Raw genomic sequence first — 25,615 nt, 5'->3', positions numbered from 1 at the left:
GCGCCTAGCCTGCGAGCGCCAGGGAGGTGCCGACGTCGTGCTTCCAAGAGGCCAGTTATCACCGCACCCAAGCGGAATAACCCGGCCCCACAGCCCACCGCCTGAGGTCTTCTCAACTACGCCTTGGGCACAAAAGAACCTTGCACATTAGCGGTCAAAAACGAGGCCACATCCCCGAGCTCATCATGGCGGATGGTGTGCCCCAGGTCCTCATAACGGGCCTGCTGCGGCTCGGTGTTGGCGGCCAGCCACCCGGCCGTGAACTCCTTGGCCTGGGCATTGATGACAAGATCCTTGTCCCCGTACGCCCAGAAGAACGGGATCTTTGTGGTCAACGGTTCCATGGTTGCCAGGAGCTCATTGTGCAGGGCAAAGCCGGACAGGCCCACACCGGTTGTGAACAGGTCCGGGCGCAGCCTGATCAGCATGGTTGCCATGGCCATGCCCTGTGAGAAACCCAGCACGGACACCGAGCTGAAGCGGTGCTGGAGCATTTGCGCATCCAGCCATCCCAGCAACTTCGTGGCGGCACCCATCACTTCGGCAAAGTCGTTGGCCAGAAAGTAATCCAGCAAGAACCAGCCCCAGTCACCTGAAATCTTCCGTGATGCCCGTGGCGCTGCACACACAAAACCCTGTGGCATGTCCTTGAAGAGTGCACTCATGCGGGATTCATCGGATCCGTAGCCGTGCAACATGAGCAGCAGCGGCTTGCCCGCTCGGTCACCTTCCGGGCGGGACCACGCAACAGTTTCCATGGCGCCAGACTACCGGCTCCGTGCGCCCAATCCGTGCGCCAAATCCGTGAATCAAATCCATCCGGGAGAAAAGGTCGCTTTGGTGGTTCAAAGCGACCTTTTCTCCCGGATGAATGGTGGAACACCCCACCTCAATCCAAACTTTCTTTGTTTATGTTGGTTTTACCTTGACTTCCAAAGATAAACACAGATAAAGTCATCTGAAACAACATCTTGTGACTCCGGTCACTGACATCGGAAGGAAGCCACATGTTCGCGGAGGAACGGCACCAGCGAATCATCGAACTCGTCAGCACTCAGGGCCGCGTTGGCGTCACCGAACTCGCCGAACTGTTTTCCATCACCCAGGAGACCGTGCGCCGCGACCTTGCCACGCTGGAAGAAACGGGCGGGCTGCGCCGCGTCCATGGAGGCGCTGTCGGCACCGACCGCTTCACCCGCTCCGAGCAGAGCCTGCGTGAACGCCAAACCCAGTATCTGGATGAGAAGCAGCGCATCGCCACGGCCGCCCTTGCCTTGATTCCCCACGCCCCAACAGCGTCAATCCTGCTCGATTCCGGCACCACCACCGCCGCATTAGCTGAACTCCTGGCCAGCTGGGTCCCTGCAAACACCCGCGACGAGCTGCTGGTGATCACCAACTCCCTCCCCACGGCCGCGTCCCTGAGCACCAACTCCCACCTGCTGTTGGACATTATCGGAGGCCGGGTGCGCGGGCTGACCAGCGCAGTAGTTGGAGCCCGCGCCACCGAACAACTTGGCGCCCTGCGTCCGGACATCGCGTTCATCGGCACCAATGGCATCCACCCCGAATTCGGTTTGAGCACCCCGGACCCCGTAGAAGCAGCCACCAAGACCGCCATGGTCAAGGCGGGCCGGAAAGTAGTGGTCCTGGCAGACGCCTCCAAAATCGGTACCGAAACATTGGTCCGCTTTGCCACATTGGAGGACATCGACACTCTCATCACTACGGCGGAACCTGACGCTGAGCTCGCAGCCGCCCTGGCCGGCGCCGGCGTTGAGGTCGTGATCGCATGATTCTCACCCTGACCCCCAACCCCAGCCTGGACCGCACCATTGAGCTCGCGGGCCCGCTGCATCGCGGCGAGGTCCAGCGCGCCACACAAGCCTCTCAACATCCGGGCGGCAAGGGCGTGAACATTGTCCGCGCCCTCACCACCTCCGGAATCGAGGCGCTGGCACTGCTGCCCGGGGACTCGGATGACGCCGTTGTGCGCGCTCTGAGCCTGGAGAGCATCCCGCACCTTTCGCTGCCCATCGGGGCGCCCCTGCGCAGCAACGTGGCCATCACCGAGCCCGACGGCACCACCACCAAGGTCAATGAGCCCGGCCCCACGCTCACCGAGGGGCAGCTGGCAGACCTGCTTGCGCTCACTGTGGAGAAGTCCGACGGCGCATCCTGGCTGGTGCTGGCCGGCTCGCTCCCGCCAGGCGTTCCGGATAACTTCTATGCCCGCGTGATTGAGGCGGTGCGTGGCGCCTATGGTGCGCAGGCACCTCGGATTGCTGTGGATTCCTCGGGTGCCCCGCTGCGCGAATGCCTGCGTGCCGCACCCGATCTACTCAAGCCCAACGGCGAAGAATTGGCCGAACTGACGGGTATTTCCACCGGCCCCGCGTTGGAGGCTGATCCGGCTGCCGCCACAGCGGCAGCCAATCTCCTGCTCCGGCACGGAGTACGAGCCGTCCTGGCCACGCTCGGCTCCAAAGGCGCGGTGCTGGCCACCAGTTCGGGTGCCTGGCATGGTAAATCTCCAGCCATCAAAGCACGAAGCACTGTCGGTGCGGGCGACTCTGCCCTCTCCGGATACCTGCTGGCAACGCTCCGTGGGGACTCCCCCGGCGCCTGCCTGCAGCAAGCGGTGGCCCATGGCGCGGCCGCAGCTTCCCTCCCCGGAACCATGGTTCCTTCCCTGGCACAAACCAACCCGGCCGCCGTCATCGTGACGGTCCAGGCCCCAGCCGAAGAGAGCTGACATGACAACCCTTATCAACGATGATCTGGTCCTTCTTGATACCAACCTCGGAACAGACACCACCTCGGTGATCCGCCACTTGGCCGAACTCATCACCAAAAACGGCAGGGCCGCCGAGGTGGAAGGACTCTTCGCAGACGCCTTAGCCCGCGAACAAAAAACAGCCACAGGGGTCCCCGGCGGTATTGCCATCCCGCACTGCCGTTCCGCAGCGGTCCTGGAACCCACCCTCGCCATGGCCCGCCTCAACCCGGCCGTGGACTTCGGCGCCAAAGACGGCCCCGCAGACATCATCTTCTTCATTGCCGCCCCCGCAGGCGCCGATAACGAACACCTCAAGCTGCTCTCCAAACTGGCCCGTTCCCTGATCAAAAAGGACTTCACTGCAGCCCTGCGCGCAGCAGCAACCCCGGCTGAGATCGTGGCCCTCGTGGCGGACGCCCTAAAAGATAAGCCAAAGCCGGCCGCATCAACACTGGCTCCTGCGGAAATGAGCGCCGCGGCCTCGGGTCCCGGCTCCACCGCGACCGGTGGCGGTGCGGCTGAGCCCGCCCGCAGGAAGCGGATTGTTGCCGTGACGGCGTGCCCTACGGGGATCGCGCACACCTACATGGCCGCCGATTCGCTCGTGCAGGCCGCGCAAGAAGCAGGCGTTGACTTCCAGGTTGAGACGCAGGGTTCCGGAGCTGTGACACCGTTGGATCCTGCGGTCATTGCCGCAGCGGACGCCGTCATTTTTGCCGTGGATGTGGATGTGCGCGGCAAGGAACGTTTTGCTGGCAAACCACTGGTGAGCTCGCCCGTCAAACGCGGGATTGACGAGCCAGCCAAAATGATCCGGGAGGCAATTGCAGCGGCGGATAACCCCAACGCACACAGGGTCCCGCACTTCGGCGCAGAGGAAACCGCGGATCAGAAAGCACAGTCATCCGGTGAAAGTCTTGGCGCCAAGGTCAAGAAGGTACTGCTAACCGGTGTCAGCTACATGATCCCGTTTGTGGCCGGCGGCGGTTTGCTGATTGCGCTGGGCTTCCTGTTGGGAGGCTTCCAAATTACAGAGGTCGCGGACAAGATCCTCACCAGCAACAGCCTGACCAATTTGCCCACGGATATACCTATCAAGGCCTTGGGCCCGCTCGGGGCCTATCTGGGCGCCGTAGCATTCAAAATTGGTAGCCTCTCGATGGCCTTCCTGGTCCCAGCGCTGGCTGGTTACATTGCCTTTGGCATCGCCGACCGCCCAGGCATCGCCCCCGGTTTCACCGCCGGCTCCGTAGCCGTCTTCATGGGTGCAGGCTTCCTCGGAGGCCTGGTGGGAGGCATCCTGGCCGGCCTTGCCGCCTACTGGATTGGCAGCTGGAAGGTTCCTCGCTGGCTGCGTGGACTCATGCCCGTTGTCATCATTCCTCTCTTGGGCTCCATCCTCGCCTCCGGTGCCATGCTATTGTTCCTCGGCGCACCCATCGCAGCACTCACTGTTGGGCTGAACAACTGGTTGACCGGAATGTCCGGGGCATCCGCCGTGGTGCTCGGTATTATCTTGGGCCTGATGATGTGCTTCGATTTGGGCGGGCCGGTCAACAAGGTTGCATACGCCTTCGCTGTTGCAGGGCTAGGCGCCGGCACCATCGCCAACCAGGCCCCGTGGGAAATCATGGCCACCGTAATGGCTGCCGGCATGGTTCCGCCACTAGCTATGGCCTTGGCTACCGTGCTGGATAAGAAGCGTTTCTCGCTCGCCGAGCGTGAAAACGGCAAGGCCGCTTGGCTGCTGGGGGCCTCCTTCATCTCCGAAGGCGCCATCCCGTTCGCGGCCGCCGATCCGCTGCGCGTCATCCCGGCCTCCATGCTCGGCGGCGCCGTGACAGGTGCCCTGACCATGGCCTTCCACGTCACCTCACAAGCCCCGCACGGCGGATTCTTCGTGTTCTTCGCGATCGGCAACGTGGCCATGTTCGCCCTGTCCATCGCTGTAGGCACCGTGATTGCCGCGCTGGCTGTGGTGGCACTGAAACGCTGGGCCGTGCGCACCCCCGTTGATACCCTTGCAACAGCCGCGCCTGTTCACCAGGCCGCCTAGGTCCTGGCCATGATTGTCAAAGGAGAAACCGTGCAAAACTTTGTTGGAGTCGGCGTCTTTCGGGGCCGCGTAATTGCCCCTATCCGGCATATGCCGCCTGCTTTGGCCGAGCCTCCCGCTGGCGAGAAGTTGGAAAGTTCGACGCCGCCCGAGACTGCCGCTGCCACCATCAAGGCCGCCGGGACAAGCGTTAAGGTCACGTTTTTGGAGCGTGCCGCCCGGGCTGAAGGTGCTGGCAAGGAGGTTCTCGAGGCCACGGCACTCATGGCCACGGATCCCATGCTGATCAAGGCAGCCATCAAGTTGGTCAATGCCGGCACCTCACCCGAACGGGCCGTGTGGGAGGCCGGTGAAACAGTGGCCCAAATGCTGCGGAATTTGGGCGGCATGATGGCGGAGCGTTCACACGATGTCCTTGACGTCCGCTCACGCATTGTGGCTGTCCTGCGTGGGGTGCCCGCCCCTGAGATCCCGGACGCGGCCGAACCGTTCATCCTGGTGGCCGAGGATCTGGCCCCTGCCGACACTGCCACGCTTGACCCCACAAAGGTCATTGCACTAGTGACGGCGGGCGGCGGTCCGCAGTCACACACGGCCATCATTGCCCGCAGCCTGGGGCTTCCAGCGGTTGTGGCAGCCGCCGGAATCTCGGCTCTCACCGACGGGGAGCTGGTGTTCGTTGACGGGGCGGCCGGAGTGGTTCGCACCGAACCAGGAGCTGCAGAACGTTCCGCAGTGTCAGCATGGGAAGAACAGTCCTCCCTGCTGACTACCTTTGACGGTACTGGTCAGCTCGCCGACGGCACCTTATTGCCCCTCCTAGCCAATGTTGGCGGGGCCAAGGACGCTCAAGAAGCCGCCATGGCTAACGCCCAAGGCGTGGGACTATTGCGCACCGAATTTTGTTTTCTTGGCAACAGCACCGAGCCCAGCCACGAGGATCAGGTGGCCGCATACCAAGGCGTCTTTGAGGCCTTCCCGGGCAAGAAAGTTGTTGTCCGCACTTTGGACGCAGGGGCAGATAAGCCGCTGCCCTTCCTGACCGATTCCACCGAGCCCAACCCGGCATTAGGAGTGCGCGGCTACCGCACCGATCTGACCACCCCCGGCGTACTAGCCCGGCAGTTGGCGGCCATCGCCGCGGCCGCCGCCACAACGGAAGCCCAGGTGTGGGTCATGGCCCCCATGATCTCCACCGCTTCCGAGGCAGCCGACTTTGCTGCGTTGTGCACTGCAGCAGGGTTGCGCGTTCCGGGCGTCATGGTGGAGGTCCCCTCCGCCGCACTGACCGCCCGGCACATTCTGGACCAGGTGGAATTTGCCAGCCTGGGCACCAACGACCTCACCCAATACGCCATGGCCGCTGATAGGCAGCTGGGTCCGCTCGCCACCCTGAATGACCCTTGGCAGCCGGCGGTACTGGCCCTGGTCCAAGCCACCGTCGAGGGCGCCATCGCCCAAGCCAAGCACTCGGCGTCGCTGGAAACTTCCCTGCCCAAGCCGGTGGGAGTATGTGGTGAGGCAGCCGCTGATCCGGCCCTCGCCGTGGTGCTTGCCGGCTTGGGTGTCAGCACACTGTCCATGACGCCGCGGGCGCTGCCAGCCGTGGCCGCCGTACTGCGCACAGTGACCTTGGCGCAGGCTCAGGTGCTGGCCCAGCGGGCTGTTGGCGCACCCTCCGCAGCCGCAGCCCGTGAACTGGTGCGGGCAGGGCTGCCCGCACTGGCAGACCTCGGACTCTAACCGTTTGCGGGGCACACCCGCCCCGCACTTTAAACATTCCCAACTCAAGACCTGGAGCACACCATGATTGAACGCACCGCCACTATCGCCAGCACCGTTGGACTGCACGCCCGCCCGGCATCGATCTTCGCCGACGCCGCCGGTGAACTGGAGGCAGAAGTGAGCATTGCGCGTGTGGGCGAACCCGCAGAAGATGCCGTGGGCGCAGACAGCATGCTCGCGCTCATGAGCCTCGGTGTGGAGCACGGGGAAGTGGTGGTGCTGCGCACCGATGATGACTCCGCCGGCGAGGCTTTGGACGCCTTGGTTCGCATCCTTGAGACCAACCACGACGCCTGATCCCCGATCCTAAAGCCCTGCCAAAATCTCGCTATTTGGCCGCTTTTGGTGGGGCTTTCACGGTGTTGATAAGACCCCTTTCTGAGGGTCAAAATGCCGTATCTGCTAGAATTCATGGTCTGTCCGAAAAGAAACAAACGTACGTCGCAAGCAACCAGCCTCCTTAAGGGGATGAGCAAATGCCCATAGACCCAAGCACGATTCAACCGGAAACAGGTGTCAACGACACCGCAGGCCCATCGAAGAATCGAGCAAAGAAAACCCGCCTGCCCACACTAAAAAAGCGCCGTCTAGGCGTGGATGACGTCAATATTGTCAACGGGCCCATGCTGAAAAAAGCACTCAGTGGCACTGTGGTGGGCAACACCATGGAATGGTATGACGTAGGCGTCTTCGGGTACCTGATCGGTACCATGGGCCCTGTCTTCCTCCCTGACGCCGATAAAGACGTACAGACACTATTTCTTCTGGGAACTTTCGCAGCCACCTTCTTAGCCCGTCCACTCGGTGGTGTGGTGTTTGGTTGGCTGGGCGACAAAGTGGGGCGGCAGAAGGTGCTCGCAGCCACTCTAATGGTCATGGCAGCATCCACGTTCGCTGTAGGACTGCTGCCCGGATATAGCCAAATTGGTATCTGGGCGGCCGTGCTGCTTGTGGTGGTCAAGCTGATCCAGGGCTTTTCCACCGGCGGTGAATACGCCGGTGCCACCACATTTGTCAGTGAATACGCCCCCGATAAACGCCGCGGCTACTTCGCCAGCATCTTGGACTTGGGCAGCTATATGGGTTTCGCCATTGGTGCTGCGCTGGTTTCCGTGATGCAACTGACCCTTGGCCAAGCAGCCATGGAAGCGTGGGGTTGGCGCATTCCCTTCCTCATTGCAGGACCGCTGGGCCTCATTGCCATCTATTTCCGGATGAAAATTGAGGAATCTCCCCAATTCCAGGCAACGTTGGATGCCAATGAGGCCAATTCCAAGTCTGCCGCAGCAGCAGACGAGGACGCTTCCGGCGGGCCCGTCCGCCTTGTCAAGGTCTACTGGCGTCAGATCGTTCTCGCCATGGTTCTCGTGGCCGCGGCGAACACGGCGGGCTATGCGTTGACCTCCTATATGCCCACGTACCTAAGTGACTCAATGGGTTACGATCCCGTGCACGGAACAATTCTGACCATTCCCATTCTTGTTGCCATGGCGGTGTGCATACCCCTAACGGGCCGCCTCTCTGACAAGGTGGGGCGCCGGCCCATTCTCTGGGTTGGTGCACTGAGCACCGTGGTGCTGGCCGTGCCAGCCTTCATGCTCATCGCCGTTGGGCCCGTGTGGACCACGCTGCTCGGCTTGGCACTGATCGCCTTCCCAGTGACGTTCTACGTCTCAAATCTGGCCTCCGCACTGCCAGCACTGTTCCCCACGTCCAGTAGATACGGAGGCATGGGGATTTCCTACAACTTTGCGGTGGCGATCTTTGGCGGTACGGCCCCTTTCATCATGAAGGGTTTGATCAAACTCACAGGCAACGACATGATGCCCGCGTATTATCTGATTCTGACCTCGGCCATCGGCGCGGTGGCCATTTACTTCTTGCGAGAATCGGCCCAGAAACCACTGCCCGGCTCCATGCCGAGTGTGGCAACTCTAGAAGAGGCTCACGAACTTGTGGCCACGCAGGATGAAAATCCGCTGCTGGACATGGACTACCTGCCCTTTGACGACTCCTACGAGCCGCCAACTCCAGGTACAGGCATCCCCGTTACTGTGGGTAGGCCGGAAGCTGTGGACGCATAGTCCCCACGTCCTCCCCTAGCCTCGTCCCTCAGCCGGGGCCCCTCGGACGCGTGGGCCCACCCACGTACTGCTGCTGCGTCGAGAGCGTGCCAACGTCTCGAGGGCGGGTGAAATTTCACCTGCCCCGGTTGCCAGCCGCAGCCGCTAACCCATCCGGGACTAGTTTCGCCAACCCCATGAGCACCCGGTAGCGCCGCGACGGGATGGACACGGCTTTGCCCGCCGCGTTAGCTGCCAGGCCTTCACGCACCACTTGATCGGCCTCAAGCCACATCCATGGCTTCACGCCGCCCATGTCCGCACCCATGCGCTCGTGGAATTCGGTGTGCACAAAACCCGGGCAGATGGCCGTAACTTTCACCCCACGCGGGCTGTACCTAAGGTTGGCGAACCGGCTAAAGCTTAAGCCCCACGCCTTGGCCGCTCCGTACGTTCCGCGTGGAATGAAGGCGGAGACGCTTGAAACATTAATGATGCGGCCGTTGCCGCGTTCCAGCATCCCCGGCAGCACGGCGTGAGTGAGTTCCATGGGAGTCTGGGCCAGAATGCGCAGGTGTTCGGCTTCATCCTGCACCGTGTTCTTCTCAAAGGCCTTGACCAGACTGAATCCGGCGTTGTTCACCAGCACCGAGACGGGAACGGCAGGGTCCGCCAGCCGGGCAGCGACGGTGGCCACGCCGTCGTCCGTTATGAGGTCCGCAGGCAAAACATCAACGTCAATGCCAAAGTCATTGCGCAGGCGCACAGCTTTGACCTCGAGCCGGTCCACATCACGGCCCACCAGCACCAAATCATGCTGTGCCCGGCCAAGCTGCTGGGCGAATTCGGCGCCCAGACCGGAGGTGGCGCCGGTAATCAGCGCCACGGGGCGGCCCATCTACGCTGCCTCGGGGAAATCTGTGTACTGCAGATACGGTTCGGGATGTTTTTCTAAAAACCTGACCACGTAGCTGCAGTGCGGGATGATCCGTTTGCCGGACGCCACCACGTCATCGAGTGCGTAGCGGGCCAGCACCTTCGCCAGTCCGCGGCCCTCAAAGCCGGGCTGGCCCACGGTGTGGATCAGATCAATGTGCCCTGGCAGCTCCTCGAACGTGATGATCACGGCCAGTTCCTGCCCCGCATAGAGCTCATACCGGAGCCGGGCATCGTTGCGCACCAGGCGCACTGTGGCATCGAAGGGGTCTGCTTCCAAGGCTTCGTTCACGCTCATAATGTGAGCTTGGCACACTGTGCTGGCGCTGGCAACAGTGCAGCGATCCCCGGCTCGCCCCACATGTTAGGCGCGCATGCTGCCCTGCCACAGAGCGGTGAACGGGGCACCCGAAACCACCCGGTTTTTGATGCCCTCAGTGACAAATGCCTTGGCTGTGCGGGCCGCTTCCAGCGGGGTGGCACCCTTTGCCAATTCCGCCGTCACGGCTGCGGCCAGTGAACATCCGGCGCCGGAAACTGCCACCTCACCAACTTTCGGCGCGGTGAGCACTTCCATGGTCTGCCCATCAAAGAAAACGTCCACGGCGTCTTCCCCTTCCAGCCGCACCCCACCCTTGGCGAGGACTGCTGCACCGCTGATGGCATGGATTTTGCGGGCGGCTTCCTTCAGGTCCTCAACGTTATTAATGCTCATGCCCGAGAGTGACTCGGCTTCGAAGTGGTTAGGTGTGACGAAGGTTGCCAGCGGCAGAAGCTGAGCCTTGAGCGCCTGATCGGTGTCCAGCGCATGACCCGGTTCCTGGCCCTTGCAGATCAGTACTGGGTCCAGCACCACGTTCTTGAAAGCGGCCGCTTTGAGCGCGGTTTCCACGGTGCTGATGGTGGCCGGGCTACCCATCATGCCGAGCTTGACGGTGTCCAAGGTGGTGGGTGCTCCCGAGTTTGCGCCGTAGGCAGCCAAGGTAGCTTCCAACTGGTCCGCAATGACTTGCTGCTCCACCGGAACAAAGCGGTGGTTCCAGTTGTCCTTCGGGTCAAAGGAGACAATGCACGTCAGGTTGACAATGCCGAAAACGCCCAGCTCTTGGAACGTTTTCAGGTCAGCCTGGGCACCGGCGCCGCCAGTTGCTTCGGATCCGGCAATGGTCAGGGCAAGCGCAGGGGCGTTATGTGTCATGGAACTATCTTGCCACTTCGCGTTGCCCTACCAATGTTGCCGGGCCGCAGGTAGATTCAGCGTTGCCATGAGATTTTTTGTGCCAACCTCTAGGAGATTGCCTTGGATAACGAATCAACAGCCGTAGTTTTTATTGAGTTTCAAAATGATTTCACCTCAGAAGGCGGTGTCTTGCATGAGGCCGTGAAGGATTCCATGGCAGCAAACAACACCTTGGACAATGCAGAGAAAGTGTTGGCGGCTGCACGGGAGGCCGGAACCACCGTGATCCACTCCCCCATCAGCTTCGCCCCCGGCTACAACGAAATCTCCAAACATCCCTATGGAATTCTCAAGGGCGTAGTTGATGCCACAGCGTTTGTGAAAGGTGCTTGGGGCGCCGAAATCATGGAGCGTTTTGCACCGCTCGAATCAGACATTGTGATTGAAGGTAAGCGCGGTCTGGACGCTTTTGGCAGCACCAACCTTGACTTCATTCTGCGTTCCAAAGGCATCAAGACTGTGGTGCTGGCAGGTTTTCTGACCAACTGCTGTGTGGAGTCAACCATGCGCACCGCCTACGAGCGCGGCTACAACGTCATCACCCTGACGGACGCTGTGGCCGCCACACGCGTTCAGGAGGGCGAGAGTTCCGTCCAGTTCAACTACCCCATGTTCTCCACACCAACCACCACCGATGAGTTCATTGCAGCCTTGGACACGGCCGCAACGCTGGAGGATTCCTCACGTGGCTACTAAGCCGCCGGTTCATTCCCCGTTTTCGCTTTTGCGCTTTTTCGCTGAACTTCGGTGAAGAAAAAGCAGCAGCCCGGAACCATGTTTCATGATTCCGGGCTGCTGAAAAGTCGGTGGGCCCTGCGGGGCTCGAACCCGCGACCCACGGATTAAAAGTCCGATGCTCTACCAACTGAGCTAAAGGCCCGACCTAAACGTCGCCCTCACAACAATGAATCCACTGCTGCAAAAGTTGACGCATATTAGACTACCGCACAGCATGCACCAGAATGCAATCGAGCCACGGAATGTTGTTTGCGCCCGGCCCGTTCTCTCGACCCGGCCCGGTGGCAGGGGTAGTGTCGTGTCATGAATGATCGACCAGTTTCCAACGCACCCCGCCCGCACAAACCAGTGCCGTTCTCACCTGCGGACTTTGAGAACCACGCTGGCGGCATCGATCCGGCTCGTGTCTCCGAGGCCGCCCACCTTGCCGCCCGCGCACTGGTCCGCGGCGGCCGTGAAAGTAACGATCCAGAGATAACCAAGCGTCTTGTCAAACTTGCAGATAAGCAGGGGCTTGAGGCCATCGCAGAAATGTGGGCGGCAAGCCCCGCCCGCTCACTCCCCGGCGCACTCTGGCGTCTCTACGCCCTGCGCGCAGCAACATTGCACGATCCTGAAGGCATCAGCGTGTTTTTCCGTGCAGGCCAGCAAAAAGCCCAAGTAGCCAACGCCGTCGCCGGAGTCGCTGAGCCGCCCGGCGCGGAAGAAATCACCACCATGGCAAACGCCATCCTCTCCGGCGCCTTTGACGGAGATTTTGACATTGCCCTGGACCGCTCCGCCGCGTTTTGCCGTGTAGTGGCGTTAGGTCAAGCCACCTTGGCTGTAGAACGTGGAGTTGCTCACCCCGAACACGCCACTGCCTTGACGAAAAAAGCCCACCAACTGGTGCGCACGGCCGAAGATTTAGAGAGCGCAGCCAAGTCATGGAGGAAAGGCGAACTCGACTAATCAGTCTCACGCATGGGCCTCCAGTTGACACTCGAGCCCAGACGTATAAGACTGAAAGTGGTGCCGAACCGTGGAACCCCCGGGCTCCATTTTATAGCCGCCTAGAGCGGCCTAGTGCCGAGAGGCGCTCCCGGTTCGGCACCACTTTTTTGCCCTGATGCTACCGGGATAATCCGTGCGAATCCGCTAAGAACAAAGGTCTTGCCGTGAAGTTTCGACTTTTCCCCCAAGAGACTGCAGGGCTGCAGGCCCTGACCCGCATGTCAGAGCACATTTTATCCGGCACACAAACCCTGGCGGAGCTACTGGGTGCCGGCCGGGCAAATTTCACCCCCTTGGCGGAAACGCTGCGTAAACAAGAGGCGGAATCAACCGCCAACTTCGCCACGCTCCTGACAAATATGCGCACCAGTTTCATCAACCCGCTGCCCCGCGAGGACCTGTACATCCTGGGCCAGCTATTGAATGAAACCAGTGAGATCCTCACGGGCGCCGGCGAAGTGGTTGAACTCTACGTCCTGGACCGCATTCCCACACGCATTAGCGACCAATTGGAAATTCTCTCCCGCCAAGCAGAACTCACGGCGACGGCCATGAAATCGCTCAATGATCTGGACGGCCTGGAGGATTACTGGCTGGAGGTGCTGCGCCTGTCCAAGCGGGCAGATCACACGCACAGAGTGGTTGTTGCAGAATTGCTGGAAGCCCACAGCCCCACCATATTTACAAAGTACAGCAGCCTGTCCAATCAATTCGCAGCAGCCAGCCGTCAATTGCGCACGGTGGCCACACAGGTGGGCAGCATTATCGTCAAGGAATCCTGACCTTGATAGCGTTCCTCCTCGGAGCCGTGATCGTCACGGCCGCAACTTTCGCCTTCCTGAACGGTTTCCGCGATGCCTCCGCCGCCGTCGCACTTTCCGTGCGCACCCGCGCCCTGACACCCAGCATTGCGGTGCTTTTGGCCAGCCTGTTCAACTGCCTCGGCGCCGTGGCCAGTGTAGCTTTGACGGCAGCCTTTGCGGACAAAATTTTCATGGTTCCCACTGGACGCATCGGGCTGATTCTGCTGCTGGCCGCCCTCATTTCCTCTTGCTTGTGGGGTATTTATCTCTGGTGGCGCGGCTTTCCTTCCTCGTCCACACATGCCCTCATCAGCTCCCTGGGCGGCGCGTCGCTGGGCTCGGCGGTCATTGGTTACGCACCCGTGGACGGCATCAATGCCACCATGTTCACGCTGGTGCTGCTGCCACTGTTGATTTCCCCGCTGGTGGCGTTTGTGCTGGGTTTCGCCGCGGTTTACCCTTCCTCGTGGGCGGCGCGGAATACGGCTCCGAACCGGGTCAACCGGCGTGCCCGGCAATTGCAGTCAGTAGCTGGTGCCGCCGTGGCTTTTGGTCATGGTCTCCAAGATGGCCAGCGGACCACGGCGGTTGTCCTGTTCGCGCTAGTGGCGGCCGGGTCCATTGGTGCTGGGGAAATACCCGTGTGGGTGGTGGTGTTCACTGCGGCACTGCTCGCCTTGGGCACCTTGTTTGGTGGCTGGCGAATCTCCTACACTTTGGGCCACCGGCTAGTGCGGGTCGATCCCATGCGCGGTTCCGTGGCCCAGATGCTGGGAGCCGGGCTTTTGTTCGTTGGTGCCATTGGTCTGCACATGCCGCTGTCAACAACGCACACTGTCACTGCCGCTATTGTGGGCGCCGGAGCCAATCAGCGTTTCTCCGCAACCAACGGGCGGGTACTGCTCAAAATTGCCTTGGCGTGGATCGCCACACCCGTTGTCTGCGTTATGCTCGGCGCCTTGTTCTTCCTAGCACTGTCCCCGCTTGCCTAGGCTTAGCCGCCAGCTGGATCAGGCATTGGCTGCTTCGATGATCTCTGCGTGCAAGCGCAGCAGGGGGGCCGTGCGTTCGGCCGGGCCGCGACCAAAACCACACTCTGTGGCGATGCCAAAGGACTCCAAGCCTGCACCGGCCAGCGCTGGGCGGGCGGCGGCGATTCGCTTGGCCGCGCCGTCAATACCGTCTTCGTGGTGTACCAGGCCCAGGAACAGCCTTGTTTCGGGGTGCAGGGTCAGGCTGGCCAGCGGAGCAAAGTAGGCGCTGTCATGGCGCTCTATGGGGACCGGCAGGTGCACAAACTCGATGGGGCGGGTGATCTTGGCGGACAGCGCATTGGCCACGGCAGTGAGGTTTGCGGCGTCGGCGGGCTCAACGAAGTGCTTCTCGGCAACGTCGCCGTAGCAAAGGTGGATGCCAAACTGCACATCAGCGGGGATTACGGAGGCAAAGGCGGCAGCCATGGTGGAAACTGCATCGATGATGCGCGCCGGGGTGGGGTTGGCGCCGTCCATGTACCAGAACTCAGGGATATTGGCGCCCGCGCAGACTTGTTCAATGTGGCTAAATTCAACGGCCAGATCTATTTGGATGGCCAGGTCCGTGGCGGGGATACCGGCAGCTATTTGAGCAATTTCACGTTCCATGGCTGCGGCGTAGGCCGGGTAAACAAGGCCCTGGTCAGCGTCGTTTAGGTATGAACTCAGCGGGGCCATCGGTGTCGGCAGGGCAACCTGGAAGCGGGTGCCCTCGGCGATGGTGCCGGCCTCGCGCAACGCCTTGAAATCCTGGTAGCTGGCCAGCGCCGCCTCGGCATAACCCAGCGGGCCAAACGTCAGCTCGGCGGCGGGCACTGAGCCGTCAAATCTAATTTTACGCAGATCGAAACCTGCAATCATGAACGGCTCACCCGGCACACGGCTCAGTCCCGGGGTGGCTTCGATTCTGGCGCCCTGAAAGAGTATCCAGTGGAACCTCTCACCCACTTCGCCGTCCGGGATGCGTGCGGCGTGCGTGCCGAGGTTCTCCGCCACAATGCGCAGCGTGTCCGCAGCTGTGGGCTGGTTGATGGAGCCTACGAGGTGGGCGCCGCGGACAGCAGGGAGTGAAGTCATGTTTCCAGCGTATCGCCCGGGGTGTCCAGAATGGAAAGCGCGCCCGCCTCCCACATCTGCGCCCGGTCTACAGGGCGCAGATGTGGGAGGCGGGCGCATTTTTGCGGTATTCAGCGTGGCGGGGGTTAGCCGAAGCGGCCGGAGACGTAATCCTCAGTGGACTTCTCTGCGGGGTTGTTGAAGATGGTGGCCGTCTCGGCAAATTCAATCAACTTGCCGGGCTTGCCGGTGCCGGCAATGTTGAAGAACGCGGTCTTGTCAGAGACGCGGGCGGCCTGTTGCATGTTGTGCGTGACAATCACCACCGTGTACTCATCTTTTAGCTCATTGATGAGGTCCTCGATGGCGAGTGTAGAGATGGGGTCCAAGGCCGAGCAGGGCTCATCCATCAAGATCACATCCGGGGAGACCGCGATGGCGCGGGCAATGCACAGGCGCTGCTGCTGGCCGCCGGACAGGCCGGAGCCGGGCTTTTCCAGCCGGTCCTTGACCTCGTTCCACAGATTGGCGCCGCGCAGCGACTTCTCCACGAGATCATCGGCATCGCTGCGTGGCATGCGCCGGCTGTTCAACTTCACGCCGGCCAGAACGTTATCGCGGATGCTCATGGTGGGGAACGGGTTGGGGCGCTGAAAGACCATGCCAATTTGGCTGCGCACCGTCACGGGGTCTACACCGTCGGCGTACAGGTTGTCGCCGTCAAGCAGTACCTTGCCCTCTACCCGGGCGCCGGGGATAACCTCATGCATGCGGTTCAGTGTGCGCAGGAAGGTTGACTTGCCGCAGCCTGAGGGGCCGATGAAGGCGGTGACGGACTTGGCGTCGAGGGTGATGTTGACGTCCTCCACAGCCCGGAAATCGCCGTAGTAGACATTCAAATCGCTGACATCAATACGTTTTGACATGGTTCTAGGTTCCGTTCAGAAGAATTTAGCGGCCGGTTTTCGGCGCGAAGAGGCGCGCCACCAGGCGGGCGCCGAGGTTCAGGAGCATGACGAGCAGGATTAGCAGCAGCGCCGCGGCCCAGGCACGTTGGGTGGACGGGTCAGAGTTTGAGGGCGAAGTGGGCGTCATAATCTGCGTGTAAATGAAGGTGGGCAGCGATGACATCCAGCCGGCAAAAACGTTCATGTTGATGCTGGTGGCGAACCCGGCAGTGACTAACAGTGGTGCGGTTTCACCAATAACCCGTGCAATGGCCAAGGTCACACCGGAGGCAATACCTGAGATCGCCGTCGGAATAACCACCTTGACAATGGTCCGCCACTTGCGCACGCCCAGTGCGTAGGCGGCCTCGCGCAGTTCATTGGGCACAATCTTGAGCATTTCCTCACTGGAGCGCACCACCACAGGGATCATCAGCACGGAAAGGGCCACTGCGGCCACAAACCCGGTCTTGGTGCCCGGCCCCAGGATCAGGGCGAAGAAGGCGGCCGCGAAGAGGCCGGCCACAATCGAGGGGATGCCGGTCATGACGTCCACCAGGAAGGTGATGACTTTGGAAAACTTGTTTCCGGCACTGTATTCCACGAGATAGATGGCGGTTAACAGGCCCACCGGAACCGAGATGATGGTGGCCCAGAGGGTGATCAACACCGAGCCCACCAGCGCGTGATAGACACCGCCCAGCACCGGAGTGCCATCGGCCACGGCGGCGTTGTCGACGGCGCCCGTCACACCATTCATGGAGGTACTCAGGAAGCCGGGGGTCAGCAAGCCCGGGACCCCATTGAGCAGAACAGTCCAGATGACCGAAACCAGCGGCAGCAACGCCACGAGAAAGGCGCCGTAGATGAGGGAGCTGGCCAGCTTGTCAGTGGCTTTGCGGCGGCCCTCAACAATGGCGGCGGCCGTGACGTTGGCTGCGGCAAAGAGCACCGCGGAGAGCACGGCCCAGCCAAAAACGTTGAAGCCAACAAGGGACAGGAGAGCCGCAGAGACAACAACGGCGCCGGCCGCAATCACCCAGTGAGTGTAGCGGGGCAGGCGGCCGCGGGTCAGTGCGGAACGTTTGCGTTCAGTTATGAGCGTGGCCATACTAGTTGGCTCCCGAGAATTCTTTGTGGCGGTTGATAACCCAGCGGGCCACCATGTTCACTGCCAAAGTGATGAGGAACAGCACCAGACCGGCTGCGATGAGTTCGTGCATGCGCAGGCCAAAGGCCTCCGGGAAGTCAAGGGCAATCTCCGCGGCAATGGTCTGATTGCCGGAGCGAATCAAGGAGGCGATCAGCGGCCCGGAGGAGAGCACCAGCGCAACCGCCATGGTCTCACCAAGAGCCCGGCCCAAACCCAGCATGACGGCGCTGATGATGCCGCCGCGGGCAAAGGGCAGAACTGCCATGCGAATCATTTCCCACCGGGTGGCCCCCAACGCCAACGCCGCTTCTTGGTGCAGCATGGGGGCCTGCAGGAAAATCTCCCGGGTGAGTGAGGCGATGATGGGCAACACCATGACGGCCAGCACAATGCCCGCCGTCAAAATGGTCTTGCCCGTCCCGGACGCCGGTCCGGCGAAGATGGGAATCCAGCTTAGGTGCTCAGCCAGCCACGCGTAGGGCGCTTTGAGGGAGGAAGCCAGAAAGCTGGCTCCCCAAGCGCCGTAGACAACTGAGGGAATCGCTGCAAGAAGGTCAACCACATAGCCCAACCCCCGGGCCAGGCGCCGCGGGGCATAGTGCGAGATGAACAAGGCCACTGCCACCCCGATGGGCGTGGCGATGAGCAGTGCAATGGTGGCCGCAATCAACGTGCCAATGACAATGGGGAAGATGTAGGAGAAGAACCCCTCTCCCCCTGTGATCTCGGCAGGGTTCGCGCTAAAAGTGGGAAGTGCCTGGACAACCAGGAATAGTGCCACGGCAAACAACACGGCAACTATCAGCGCACCGGCGCCCAGTGCCGCATCGGAGAACACTCGGTCTCCGGTGCGGCCTGTCGCAGAGCGCCCTGCCCCCGATGTGGGTGCGAGCTTTGTGGTGGTCAATCTAGTACTTTCTACTGACTCTTGCTTCGAACTCTTGCCTAGAACCGGCGCTTACTTGCTGGCGACGCTGATGGAGTCAATTGACGCCTTCGCCTTGGCCGCCAACTCGGCGGACAAGGGCGCGCTCTTGGCGGCGTCGGCTGCCTGCTTCTGACCTTCGTCGCTGAGAACAAAGGAACCGAAGGCCTTGACCAGGTCAACTGTGCTGGCATCCGGGTAGGAGGCGCAGAACACGCCATAGGAGACCAGCACTGCCGGGTAGGCTCCGGCCACGGTGGTGGTGCGGTCCAGCTTCAGGGATAGATCGTTGGCACTGCGCCCTGCCACAACAGTTGCAGCGTCAACTGCTTTGGCTGCAGCCTCGGCGGTGACGGGCACAAACGCGTCGCCAACCTTGAGCTCAACCTTGCCCAAGGCGTCAGTGACTGCCGAGTCATCAGCGTAGGTGATGGCGCCGGCTGTCTCGATGACGGTTTTGACAACCCCCGAGGTGCCCTTGGCGTTCTCGCCGGGCAGAGCTGAGGGCCAGTCACCGGACTTCTTATCAGTCCACACGCCCGAGGCGGCTGCGGCCAGGTAGTCGGTGAAGTTCTCGGTGGTGCCCGAGTTATCGGAGCGGTGCACGGGCGTGATGGCCAAATCCGGCAGTGTGGCGTCCGTGTTGGCTGCCTTGATGGCCGGGTCATTCCAGTTCTTAATTTCGCCCCGGAAAATCTTGGCGATCGTGCTGGCGTCGAGCTTGAGATCCTTGACGCCGTCCACATTGAAGGCCACCGCTATCGGTGAGATGTACCAGGGGACGTTGATGGCGCCGTCGGGCCCGCACTTTTCCTTGGCGGAGGTGAGCTCTTCGTCCTTCATGAACGCGTCCGAGCCGGCGAACTGCACGGCTCCTGCAATCAGTGCCTTGCGTCCCGCGCCGGAGCCTTCGGGTGAGTACTGAATCTTGGCGCCGGAGTTCGCGGACTCAAAGCCGGCCTTCCACGCGTCCATGGCGGCGGAGATGGAGCTGGCGCCCGTACCGGTCAGTGTTCCGGTGACCGTTGAGCCGGTGCTTGCCGTGGTGCCCCCGCCGTTACCGGGGGTGACCACGTTGTCCGTACCGCATGCTGTAAGTGCCAATGCGCCGACGGTGAGAACTGCTGCTACGCGGCCAATGTGAAGTGCCTTCACGCTTTTACCTCTTCGATGGGTTGCATTCTTCTTTTTCATTACTCTTCGAGAGTAGGAGGCTGAAGTGAAGCCGGGGCCCCTCCCAAGTGAACGCAAGGTTAACGCTTCAGGGATTCTTCGCCTTCACTTACCGCAGCTTTAATGCCCGACGCCGGTCACCTCCTTCTTGTTTCGGCCCACCAACCGGGTTCAGCCGCTGCGCATAGACTAATTCCATGCCAGGTTCAGCCCCGTCGGAGCCCACTGGGACGGCCGCCACAGTTCTCTTTCTCAAGCGTCGTATCCGGCTCGGCCTGCGCCGCAGCGCAAGCTCAGTTCTGCCCGCCTTGTTGATGGCCATTTGCGCTGTTTCCGCCTACTACTTTTCAGAGCTGGTGTTGGGGCATCAAGGCCCCTTGTTTGCCGCCACCAGTGCCATCATCGCGCTCGGCTTTTCTAGGGACCCGCGTGTGCGCCGCGTCCTTGAAGTGGGCCTGGGTTGCACCATAGGCATAGCCCTGGGAGACATGTTGCTGCACTGGCTGGGCTCCGGGATCTGGCAGGCCGCCTTAATATTGTTCCTCTCCATAGTGTTGGCCCGCTTCTTGGATAGCGGAGCCATCTTCACCACGCAGTTGGCACTGCAGTCCCTTCTTGTGGTGCTGTTACCGATCCCGGCCGGCGGCCCATTTACTCGCAGCCTGGACGCGGTTGTAGGTGGCTGCTTCGCCTTGGCAGCTACGTTCTTGATCCCCCGGGACCCGCGCCGTGAGCCCAAGGATGATCTCAAGGAAGTGCTCGGTGAGCTTTCCCTGGTGTTGCGTGAATGCGCCTCCGCCTTGGCGTACAACGATTCCACCACTGCCTGGCATGCACTGGTCCGCGCCCGCGGCCAGCAACCCCGCATTGACGCCATGCGGCAGGGTTTGCGTGGCTCTGTTGAAATTGCCCGGCTTTCCCCCTTGTACCGCCGGCATTTACAAGAAGTTGAGGGGCTGGCGAAGCTCATGGTGCGGGTGGATTATGCCATGCGTTCGGCCCGGGTTTTAGCCCGGCGGCTGGCCAGTGTCATCAACAATGCAGCCCTTTCTGAGGCCGGGTCCATGCACTTGGCCGAAGTTATGAGTGAGACGGCAACTGCCGTGGATGAGCTGGGTGCGGCCCTTGCCGATACCACTTCACGCATTACGCTGAGCCACGCCCGTGATTCCCTGGCAGACATTGCCATTCGTTTGCACCCGGCCACCTTGGAAATAACGCGCATGGAGGGAGAAACAGTGGTGTTGCTGTTCCGCACACTCATGGTGGACCTGTTGGAAGCCGCCAAAATGGACCCCGCCGACATCCGCTCATTATTGCCAGCACTCTAATAAGCGGGCGCAGCGCACTCCACCTGAGGTACCGGAGCGCCGGGCCGCCCGCGGATGTCGGTGCCCGGCGCTAGGCTTGAACCATGGCAGCAAAGAGCGCAAAAACAAACTCGGGACAGAATTTCCGTTGCACGGAGTGCGGCTGGAGCGCCGTGAAATGGGTTGGCCGTTGTGGCGAATGCCAGGCTTGGGGCACCTTGGAAGAAATTGGCACCGTGGTTGTCAGGACCACGGCGGCCACCACTGTTATGCGCCCAGCCCAGCTGATTGCGGACGTTGACGCCTCCAAGGCCGCGCACAACCTCACGGGAGTCCCGGAGCTGGACCGTGTTCTAGGTGGTGGCATGGTGCCAGGGGCCGTGATCCTACTGGCGGGGGAACCCGGTGTGGGAAAGTCCACCCTGCTGCTGGATGTGGCTGCCAAATTTGCTCGTAATGACCATGGCCGTGCACCCCAAAAGGTGCTGTACCTAACGGGTGAGGAATCGGCGGCCCAGGTGAAGTTGCGTGCCGAACGTATTGGCGCGGTTGCGGACACTTTGTATCTGGGCGCCGAAACGGATCTTGGCACCGCTCTGGGCCAGGTGGAAGCAGTGCAGCCGGCACTGTTGATTGTTGATTCGGTGCAGACCTTTAGCAGCGCCATGGTTGATGGGGCAGCGGGTGGGGTCTCGCAGGTGCGCGAGGTGGCGGCCTCACTCATTGCTGCCGCCAAGCGGTTGAACATGACCACTTTGCTGGTGGGTCATGTGACCAAGGACGGTTCCATTGCCGGTCCCCGCCTTTTGGAACACTTGGTGGATGTGGTGTGCCAGTTCGATGGTGAACGCCACTCCCGGCTGCGCCTGTTGCGAGCCGTGAAAAACAGGTACGGGCAAACCGATGAGGTGGGCTGTTTTGATTTGACGGACAACGGCATCGAAGGTCTGGCAGATCCCAGCGGGCTGTTCACCTCCCGTATTTCGGCACCCGTTTCAGGCACCTGCATCACGGTGACTATGGAGGGACGGCGCCCCCTGCTCGCCGAGGTTCAAGCACTTCTAACCCCGTCCCTGGGGTCCTCGCCGCGGCGCACTGTCAGCGGTTTGGATTCCACCCGTGTTGGCATGCTGCTTGCCGTGTTGCAGCAGCGGGCAGGGCTGCGGTTGGACGCCGATGACAGTTATGTGGCCACGGTGGGCGGGGCCCGGTTGAGTGAGCCGGCCTTGGACCTTGCTGTGGCCATGTCCATTGTTTCGGCTAAAACCAACAAGGTTGTCCACGCCAAGATGGTGGCTTTTGGGGAGGTGGGACTAGCCGGTGAGGTGCGCCCTGTGCCAGGCATCAACCAGCGTATCCAAGAGGCCAGCCGCCTGGGTTACACACATGCTCTGGTGCCGGCAAGCGCCAATGGCCCCGGTCCCATTCCACCGGACTTCACGGTCAAACAGATCGAGCACATCGCCGAGGCAACGGAACTTCTGCTGCACCTTTAGGGGTTTTGGAGGTGATCAGGACACAGATCGGTCAAGATGCGCGCGCCTAAAGGCAAGGCGAGGCTCAAAGGTGTAGGGCTCCTACTATTATGGGCACTGTGACTTGCGCGGATTCCCGCGCTTGAAAAGAAGGAACCGCCCATGCTTCGCAGCCCCGAAGAGGCCCTCAAGGCCACTCTTGCCCGTGTCGCGCCGGGAACGCCACTGCGTGATGGGCTGGAACGTATTCTTCGAGGCCGCACGGGTGCACTCATTGTGCTCGGTTCAGATAAGACCATTGAAAGCCTGTGCTCTGGCGGCTTTGAGATCGGCATAGACTTCGCCCCCACCAGCCTTCGTGAACTGGCAAAAATGGACGGTGCAATAGTCTGCGACAAGGACGCCACCAAGATACTCCGCGCTGCCGTCCAGCTGGTCCCTGACCCCAGCATTGAAACCCAGGAATCAGGCACCCGGCACCGCACGGCCGAACGCGTAGCAATCCAAACCGGTGTCCCGGTAGTTTCCGTTAGCCAATCAATGCAGATCATTGCCCTCTATGTGGATGGCTTGCGCTACGTCCTTGAAGGTTCGGAAAAAATTCTGGCCCGCGCCAACCAAGCCCTGGCTACTTTGGAACGTTACCGGGCACGGCTGGACCAGGTGACAAGTTCATTGTCGGCGCTGGAAATTGAGGCCATGGTTACTGTCCGCGACGTAGCTATCACCTTGCAACGCCACGAGATGGTGCGCCGCATTTCCGAAGAAATTGCCCAGTACGTCCTTGAACTGGGTGTGGATGGGCGCTTGCTCTCCCTTCAGCTCGAAGAACTTTCCGCAAGCCGCGGCTCCGGTGCGGATATGGTGATCCGCGATTACACCGACCCGGAAACAACAGATGTTGACGCCGCTGTGGCTGCCCTGCAGGAGATTGACCAGGCTGACCTCATAGACCTGAACGCAATTGCCGGCATTGTTGGCCTGGTCTCTGGCAATGACTCCATCGACGCCATCATCCAGCCTCGCGGCTACCGCCTGGTTTCGGGCTTGAAGGCCGTCCCGCCCGCCATTGCGGGGCGTCTTGTTGACCATTTTGGTGGCTTGCAGAACCTGATGGCAGCCACCATTGACGAGCTCATGATGGTTGATGGGATCGGCGAGCTCCGCGCCCGCAACGTCCGCGAGGGCCTCTCCCGCATTGCCGAAGCCAGCTTGTTGGACCGTTTCCTCTAACCCGCAGCTGCGGCAGGGGTGCCACAAGCTAGTCCACGGGCGCCAGTTGCTACGTCAAGGTGAAGGTGACCTTTTCGCTGGACCATTTCCCTAGGGTGGCCACCAGAACATACGTGGCGCCACCGCGGCCGGGTTGGGAGACTACCTTGGCGCAGTCAGGTGCCGTCCGGTTCTGCTGCCACACAAAGTTGGCTTTCTCCGAAGCACCCGGGGCCAGGTTCTTGACCAGATCCGTGCTATCCATTTGGCAGTACGCGGAGTTGAAGATGATGTCTTCGCCACTGGTGATCAAAAATTCCATTTGGCTGGTGCCCACGTTGATATCGCAATGGGTCTTGCCGGAATTTGTCACCTGCAGGGTGAGCACTGGATGATCATCTGGCCCATAGGAGGGTTTGTCTACGCTGGCCTTGACTTTGATCCCGGCCTCATCGCACACATCCGACGGCGGAGTTCCCGCCTTGGCAGCGGGCTTGGCTTTTTCAGTAGGGCTGTTGCCAACCACAGCAGGTTGGGTATCATTTTTGCTCCCACCGCCAAGGAACCCGGAGATCAAGAAGGTTCCTGCCACAATCGCGGCTACAACCAGCAGCGTCAGGACCGCCACTACCATGCGACGCCGGCGGTAGACCTTGGCTGAAACACCGGGCTGCCGTGGTGGCTTTCCCTGAGGCCCTGCGCCCGTCGATGCGGGTTTGCCACCGGGCGCAACTGAGGAATTCTTGCCACGTCCGGAACTACTTGAATTTCCCACAAACCCAAGCCTAGCGAAATCCCGGAGCTGCGCCTGACCAACCACGCCGTCAGCCGCCTAACCGTTAGCGGCTACGCTAAAAGGAACGCTCACCTTCCCCGCTATGTTCATCACCCTGGCCACCGGCCAGTTCTCCCTCGCAAGGAAATTCATGCCCACCACAGCGCCCTCCCGCGTTCCCACAGAAGTCCTGCACCACCGCATCAATGCCTGGTTCCAGCGCGAAGCCAGAGACCTGCCATGGCGCCATGATTGCTCTGCCTGGGGCATTCTTGTCAGCGAGATCATGTTGCAGCAGACACCCGTGGTGAGGGTGCAACCGGTGTGGGAAGCGTGGATGGAGCGCTGGCCCACCCCGGCAGACTTCGCGGCGGCTCCGGCCGCCGAGGTGCTGCGCGCCTGGGGCCGTTTGGGCTACCCCCGGCGAGCTTTACGGCTGCATGCTGCCGCCACTGAAATTCTTCAAAAGTACGACGGCGCTGTGCCGAACACGTACACGGAACTTCTGGCGCTTCCCGGCGTGGGGACGTACACGGCTGCGGCGGTTGCCGCGTTCGCGTATGGCCAGCGCACCACCGTGGTGGACACCAATATCCGTAGAGTGCACGCCCGGCTAGTCATTGGCCAAGCACTGCCGGCACCGGCACTAACTGCTGCCGAAATGACATTGGCGGCCCAGCTCCTGCCCGAGGACCGCGATAAATCTGTGCTGTGGAACGCATCAGTGATGGAATTGGGGGCTTTGATCTGCACGGCTAGGAGCCCAAAGTGTGAGCAATGCCCTGTGTTTGAGCAATGTGCCTGGATTGCTGCGGGCCAGCCGGAACCTACCTACATTCCAAAAGGGCAACCATGGGCTGGGACAGACAGGCAGGTGCGCGGGGCGGTTATGGCTGTGCTGCGGGCTGCCAGCTCGCCCATCCATGCAGACCTCCTGTGGGATGCACAGGCTGCCCAGTTACACCTGGAAGTAACGGCCGAGCTGGCAAAACTGCACCAGTTGAACACCCACGCGCCCCAACTAGAGCGTGCCCTCGCAGGCCTGGTGGTAGACGGCCTAGCCCAGCTCTCACCCGCCGGGTACCAACTCCCCGCGTAACCCTCAGGCCGCTGGAGCTGAAATGACGGGCAGATGACAGCAACGGAGGTAGTTGTTAAGATC

24 protein-coding genes and 1 tRNA gene are annotated in these 25,615 nt (G+C 61.3%); 14 read left to right on the top strand and 11 right to left on the bottom strand.

The genetic code is table 11. From position 1 onward, the window contains the following. Positions 1-116 precede the first annotated feature (116 nt). Positions 117-758, bottom strand: a complete 642-nt coding sequence (locus ABIB48_RS17895; RefSeq protein ID WP_354213804.1) for an alpha/beta hydrolase — start codon at positions 756-758, stop codon at positions 117-119. Between the two features lie 249 nt (positions 759-1,007). On the opposite strand from ABIB48_RS17895, the gene ABIB48_RS17890 reads away from it, so the two are divergent. The 6 genes from ABIB48_RS17890 to ABIB48_RS17865 all read left to right on the top strand — a co-directional run bounded on the left by ABIB48_RS17890 (position 1,008) and on the right by ABIB48_RS17865 (position 8,704). Then, a complete protein-coding gene (locus ABIB48_RS17890) occupies positions 1,008-1,796 on the top strand; it encodes a DeoR/GlpR family DNA-binding transcription regulator (RefSeq protein ID WP_354213803.1) in 789 nt (262 codons plus the stop codon). After that, positions 1,793-2,755: a 1-phosphofructokinase family hexose kinase gene (locus tag ABIB48_RS17885; protein WP_354213802.1), complete on the top strand. Its 963-nt coding sequence runs from the start codon at positions 1,793-1,795 to the stop codon at positions 2,753-2,755. The genes ABIB48_RS17890 and ABIB48_RS17885 overlap by 4 nt, the downstream gene beginning before the upstream one ends. Before the next feature lies 1 nt (position 2,756). Beyond that, positions 2,757-4,835, top strand: a complete 2,079-nt coding sequence (locus tag ABIB48_RS17880; protein WP_354213801.1) for a PTS fructose transporter subunit IIABC — start codon at positions 2,757-2,759, stop codon at positions 4,833-4,835. Between the two features lie 30 nt (positions 4,836-4,865). Then, the gene (locus tag ABIB48_RS17875; protein WP_354213800.1) at positions 4,866-6,578 is read left to right on the top strand and encodes a phosphoenolpyruvate--protein phosphotransferase; all 1,713 of its coding nucleotides are present in this window, start codon (positions 4,866-4,868) and stop codon (positions 6,576-6,578) included. A gap of 63 nt (positions 6,579-6,641) precedes the next feature. After that, on the top strand, positions 6,642-6,917 hold the full coding sequence (locus tag ABIB48_RS17870; protein ID WP_110105842.1) for an HPr family phosphocarrier protein: 276 nt from the start codon (positions 6,642-6,644) through the stop codon (positions 6,915-6,917). A 179-nt stretch (positions 6,918-7,096) separates the two neighbouring features. Beyond that, on the top strand, positions 7,097-8,704 hold the full coding sequence (locus tag ABIB48_RS17865; protein WP_354213799.1) for an MFS transporter: 1,608 nt from the start codon (positions 7,097-7,099) through the stop codon (positions 8,702-8,704). Between the two features lie 115 nt (positions 8,705-8,819). Here ABIB48_RS17865 and ABIB48_RS17860 read toward each other — a convergent pair whose 3' ends face one another. The 3 genes from ABIB48_RS17860 to ABIB48_RS17850 form a co-directional block, all read right to left on the bottom strand. Then, positions 8,820-9,581: an SDR family NAD(P)-dependent oxidoreductase gene (locus ABIB48_RS17860; RefSeq protein WP_315914498.1), complete on the bottom strand. Its 762-nt coding sequence runs from the start codon at positions 9,579-9,581 to the stop codon at positions 8,820-8,822. Continuing rightward, the gene (locus tag ABIB48_RS17855) at positions 9,582-9,917 is read right to left on the bottom strand and encodes a GNAT family N-acetyltransferase (RefSeq protein WP_110105839.1); all 336 of its coding nucleotides are present in this window, start codon (positions 9,915-9,917) and stop codon (positions 9,582-9,584) included. Between the two features lie 66 nt (positions 9,918-9,983). Further along, positions 9,984-10,817 (bottom strand): hydroxymethylpyrimidine/phosphomethylpyrimidine kinase, encoded by an 834-nt coding sequence (locus ABIB48_RS17850; RefSeq protein ID WP_315914499.1) that lies wholly within the window; start codon positions 10,815-10,817, stop codon positions 9,984-9,986. A 102-nt stretch (positions 10,818-10,919) separates the two neighbouring features. Here ABIB48_RS17850 and ABIB48_RS17845 point away from each other — a divergent pair, with 102 nt between their 5' ends. Further along, positions 10,920-11,555: a cysteine hydrolase family protein gene (locus ABIB48_RS17845; protein ID WP_354213798.1), complete on the top strand. Its 636-nt coding sequence runs from the start codon at positions 10,920-10,922 to the stop codon at positions 11,553-11,555. A 111-nt stretch (positions 11,556-11,666) separates the two neighbouring features. Here the strand turns inward: ABIB48_RS17845 and ABIB48_RS17840 are convergent. Beyond that, a tRNA-Lys gene (locus ABIB48_RS17840) sits at positions 11,667-11,739 on the bottom strand. A 161-nt stretch (positions 11,740-11,900) separates the two neighbouring features. On the opposite strand from ABIB48_RS17840, the gene ABIB48_RS17835 reads away from it, so the two are divergent. The 3 genes from ABIB48_RS17835 (at position 11,901) to ABIB48_RS17825 (ending at position 14,385) form a co-directional block, all read left to right on the top strand. After that, positions 11,901-12,548, top strand: coding sequence for a hypothetical protein (locus ABIB48_RS17835; RefSeq protein ID WP_354213797.1), 648 nt, complete (start codon positions 11,901-11,903; stop codon positions 12,546-12,548). A 206-nt stretch (positions 12,549-12,754) separates the two neighbouring features. Further along, the gene (locus ABIB48_RS17830; protein WP_354213796.1) at positions 12,755-13,372 is read left to right on the top strand and encodes a DUF47 domain-containing protein; all 618 of its coding nucleotides are present in this window, start codon (positions 12,755-12,757) and stop codon (positions 13,370-13,372) included. 2 nt (positions 13,373-13,374) lie between these two features. After that, positions 13,375-14,385: an inorganic phosphate transporter gene (locus tag ABIB48_RS17825; RefSeq protein ID WP_245932122.1), complete on the top strand. Its 1,011-nt coding sequence runs from the start codon at positions 13,375-13,377 to the stop codon at positions 14,383-14,385. Between the two features lie 18 nt (positions 14,386-14,403). On the opposite strand, the gene ABIB48_RS17820 is transcribed toward ABIB48_RS17825, so the two are convergent. From ABIB48_RS17820 to pstS, 5 genes are all read right to left on the bottom strand, one after another. Continuing rightward, positions 14,404-15,504: a hypothetical protein gene (locus tag ABIB48_RS17820; protein ID WP_354213795.1), complete on the bottom strand. Its 1,101-nt coding sequence runs from the start codon at positions 15,502-15,504 to the stop codon at positions 14,404-14,406. A 125-nt stretch (positions 15,505-15,629) separates the two neighbouring features. Then, positions 15,630-16,409 (bottom strand): phosphate ABC transporter ATP-binding protein PstB, encoded by a 780-nt coding sequence (pstB, locus tag ABIB48_RS17815; protein WP_110105832.1) that lies wholly within the window; start codon positions 16,407-16,409, stop codon positions 15,630-15,632. Between the two features lie 25 nt (positions 16,410-16,434). Next, the gene (gene pstA, locus ABIB48_RS17810) at positions 16,435-17,541 is read right to left on the bottom strand and encodes a phosphate ABC transporter permease PstA (RefSeq protein ID WP_354213794.1); all 1,107 of its coding nucleotides are present in this window, start codon (positions 17,539-17,541) and stop codon (positions 16,435-16,437) included. Position 17,542: 1 nt separating this feature from the next. After that, the gene (gene pstC, locus ABIB48_RS17805; protein WP_354213793.1) at positions 17,543-18,490 is read right to left on the bottom strand and encodes a phosphate ABC transporter permease subunit PstC; all 948 of its coding nucleotides are present in this window, start codon (positions 18,488-18,490) and stop codon (positions 17,543-17,545) included. Positions 18,491-18,541: 51 nt separating this feature from the next. After that, positions 18,542-19,663 carry a phosphate ABC transporter substrate-binding protein PstS gene (gene pstS, locus ABIB48_RS17800; RefSeq protein ID WP_110105829.1) on the bottom strand — a complete coding sequence of 374 codons (1,122 nt, stop codon included), beginning with the start codon at positions 19,661-19,663 and terminating at the stop codon, positions 18,542-18,544. Between the two features lie 215 nt (positions 19,664-19,878). On the opposite strand from pstS, the gene ABIB48_RS17795 reads away from it, so the two are divergent. From ABIB48_RS17795 to disA, 3 genes are all read left to right on the top strand, one after another. Then, positions 19,879-21,012: an FUSC family protein gene (locus ABIB48_RS17795; RefSeq protein WP_110105828.1), complete on the top strand. Its 1,134-nt coding sequence runs from the start codon at positions 19,879-19,881 to the stop codon at positions 21,010-21,012. Positions 21,013-21,095: 83 nt separating this feature from the next. Continuing rightward, positions 21,096-22,487, top strand: coding sequence for a DNA repair protein RadA (radA, locus tag ABIB48_RS17790; protein ID WP_110105827.1), 1,392 nt, complete (start codon positions 21,096-21,098; stop codon positions 22,485-22,487). Between the two features lie 141 nt (positions 22,488-22,628). Then, a complete protein-coding gene (gene disA, locus ABIB48_RS17785) occupies positions 22,629-23,699 on the top strand; it encodes a DNA integrity scanning diadenylate cyclase DisA (protein WP_110105826.1) in 1,071 nt (356 codons plus the stop codon). A gap of 49 nt (positions 23,700-23,748) precedes the next feature. Here disA and ABIB48_RS17780 read toward each other — a convergent pair whose 3' ends face one another. Beyond that, positions 23,749-24,453 carry a hypothetical protein gene (locus ABIB48_RS17780; protein ID WP_110105949.1) on the bottom strand — a complete coding sequence of 235 codons (705 nt, stop codon included), beginning with the start codon at positions 24,451-24,453 and terminating at the stop codon, positions 23,749-23,751. A 151-nt stretch (positions 24,454-24,604) separates the two neighbouring features. Here ABIB48_RS17780 and ABIB48_RS17775 point away from each other — a divergent pair, with 151 nt between their 5' ends. Continuing rightward, entirely contained in the window at positions 24,605-25,552 is a 948-nt protein-coding gene (locus ABIB48_RS17775) for an iron-sulfur binding domain-containing protein (RefSeq protein ID WP_110105948.1), read from the top strand. The last annotated feature ends 63 nt before the right edge of the window (positions 25,553-25,615 follow it).

The organism is Arthrobacter sp. UYCu511, assembly GCF_040547105.1.
In the GTDB taxonomy this organism is placed as follows: Bacteria; Actinomycetota; Actinomycetes; order Actinomycetales; family Micrococcaceae; genus Specibacter; species Specibacter psychrochitiniphilus.
The sequence above is the reverse complement of the archived record's forward strand: the minus strand, read 5'-3'. Positions and strand labels throughout refer to the sequence as shown.

Bases quoted from the DNA above. Each gene is read 5' to 3' on its own strand.
- disA (WP_110105826.1), top strand. From the start codon at position 22,629: ATGCTTCGCAGCCCCGAAGAGGCCCTCAAGGCCACTCTTGCCCGTGTC.
- ABIB48_RS17865 (WP_354213799.1), top strand. From the start codon at position 7,097: ATGCCCATAGACCCAAGCACGATTCAACCGGAAACAGGTGTCAACGAC.
- ABIB48_RS17855 (WP_110105839.1), bottom strand. From the start codon at position 9,917: ATGAGCGTGAACGAAGCCTTGGAAGCAGACCCCTTCGATGCCACAGTG.
- ABIB48_RS17835 (WP_354213797.1), top strand. From the start codon at position 11,901: ATGAATGATCGACCAGTTTCCAACGCACCCCGCCCGCACAAACCAGTG.
- ABIB48_RS17850 (WP_315914499.1), bottom strand. From the start codon at position 10,817: ATGACACATAACGCCCCTGCGCTTGCCCTGACCATTGCCGGATCCGAA.
- radA (WP_110105827.1), top strand. From the start codon at position 21,096: ATGGCAGCAAAGAGCGCAAAAACAAACTCGGGACAGAATTTCCGTTGC.
- ABIB48_RS17775 (WP_110105948.1), top strand. From the start codon at position 24,605: ATGCCCACCACAGCGCCCTCCCGCGTTCCCACAGAAGTCCTGCACCAC.
- ABIB48_RS17795 (WP_110105828.1), top strand. From the start codon at position 19,879: ATGCCAGGTTCAGCCCCGTCGGAGCCCACTGGGACGGCCGCCACAGTT.
- ABIB48_RS17885 (WP_354213802.1), top strand. From the start codon at position 1,793: ATGATTCTCACCCTGACCCCCAACCCCAGCCTGGACCGCACCATTGAG.
- pstB (WP_110105832.1), bottom strand. From the start codon at position 16,409: ATGTCAAAACGTATTGATGTCAGCGATTTGAATGTCTACTACGGCGAT.
- ABIB48_RS17895 (WP_354213804.1), bottom strand. From the start codon at position 758: ATGGAAACTGTTGCGTGGTCCCGCCCGGAAGGTGACCGAGCGGGCAAG.
- ABIB48_RS17870 (WP_110105842.1), top strand. From the start codon at position 6,642: ATGATTGAACGCACCGCCACTATCGCCAGCACCGTTGGACTGCACGCC.
- ABIB48_RS17860 (WP_315914498.1), bottom strand. From the start codon at position 9,581: ATGGGCCGCCCCGTGGCGCTGATTACCGGCGCCACCTCCGGTCTGGGC.
- pstA (WP_354213794.1), bottom strand. From the start codon at position 17,541: ATGGCCACGCTCATAACTGAACGCAAACGTTCCGCACTGACCCGCGGC.
- ABIB48_RS17890 (WP_354213803.1), top strand. From the start codon at position 1,008: ATGTTCGCGGAGGAACGGCACCAGCGAATCATCGAACTCGTCAGCACT.
- ABIB48_RS17880 (WP_354213801.1), top strand. From the start codon at position 2,757: ATGACAACCCTTATCAACGATGATCTGGTCCTTCTTGATACCAACCTC.
- ABIB48_RS17820 (WP_354213795.1), bottom strand. From the start codon at position 15,504: ATGACTTCACTCCCTGCTGTCCGCGGCGCCCACCTCGTAGGCTCCATC.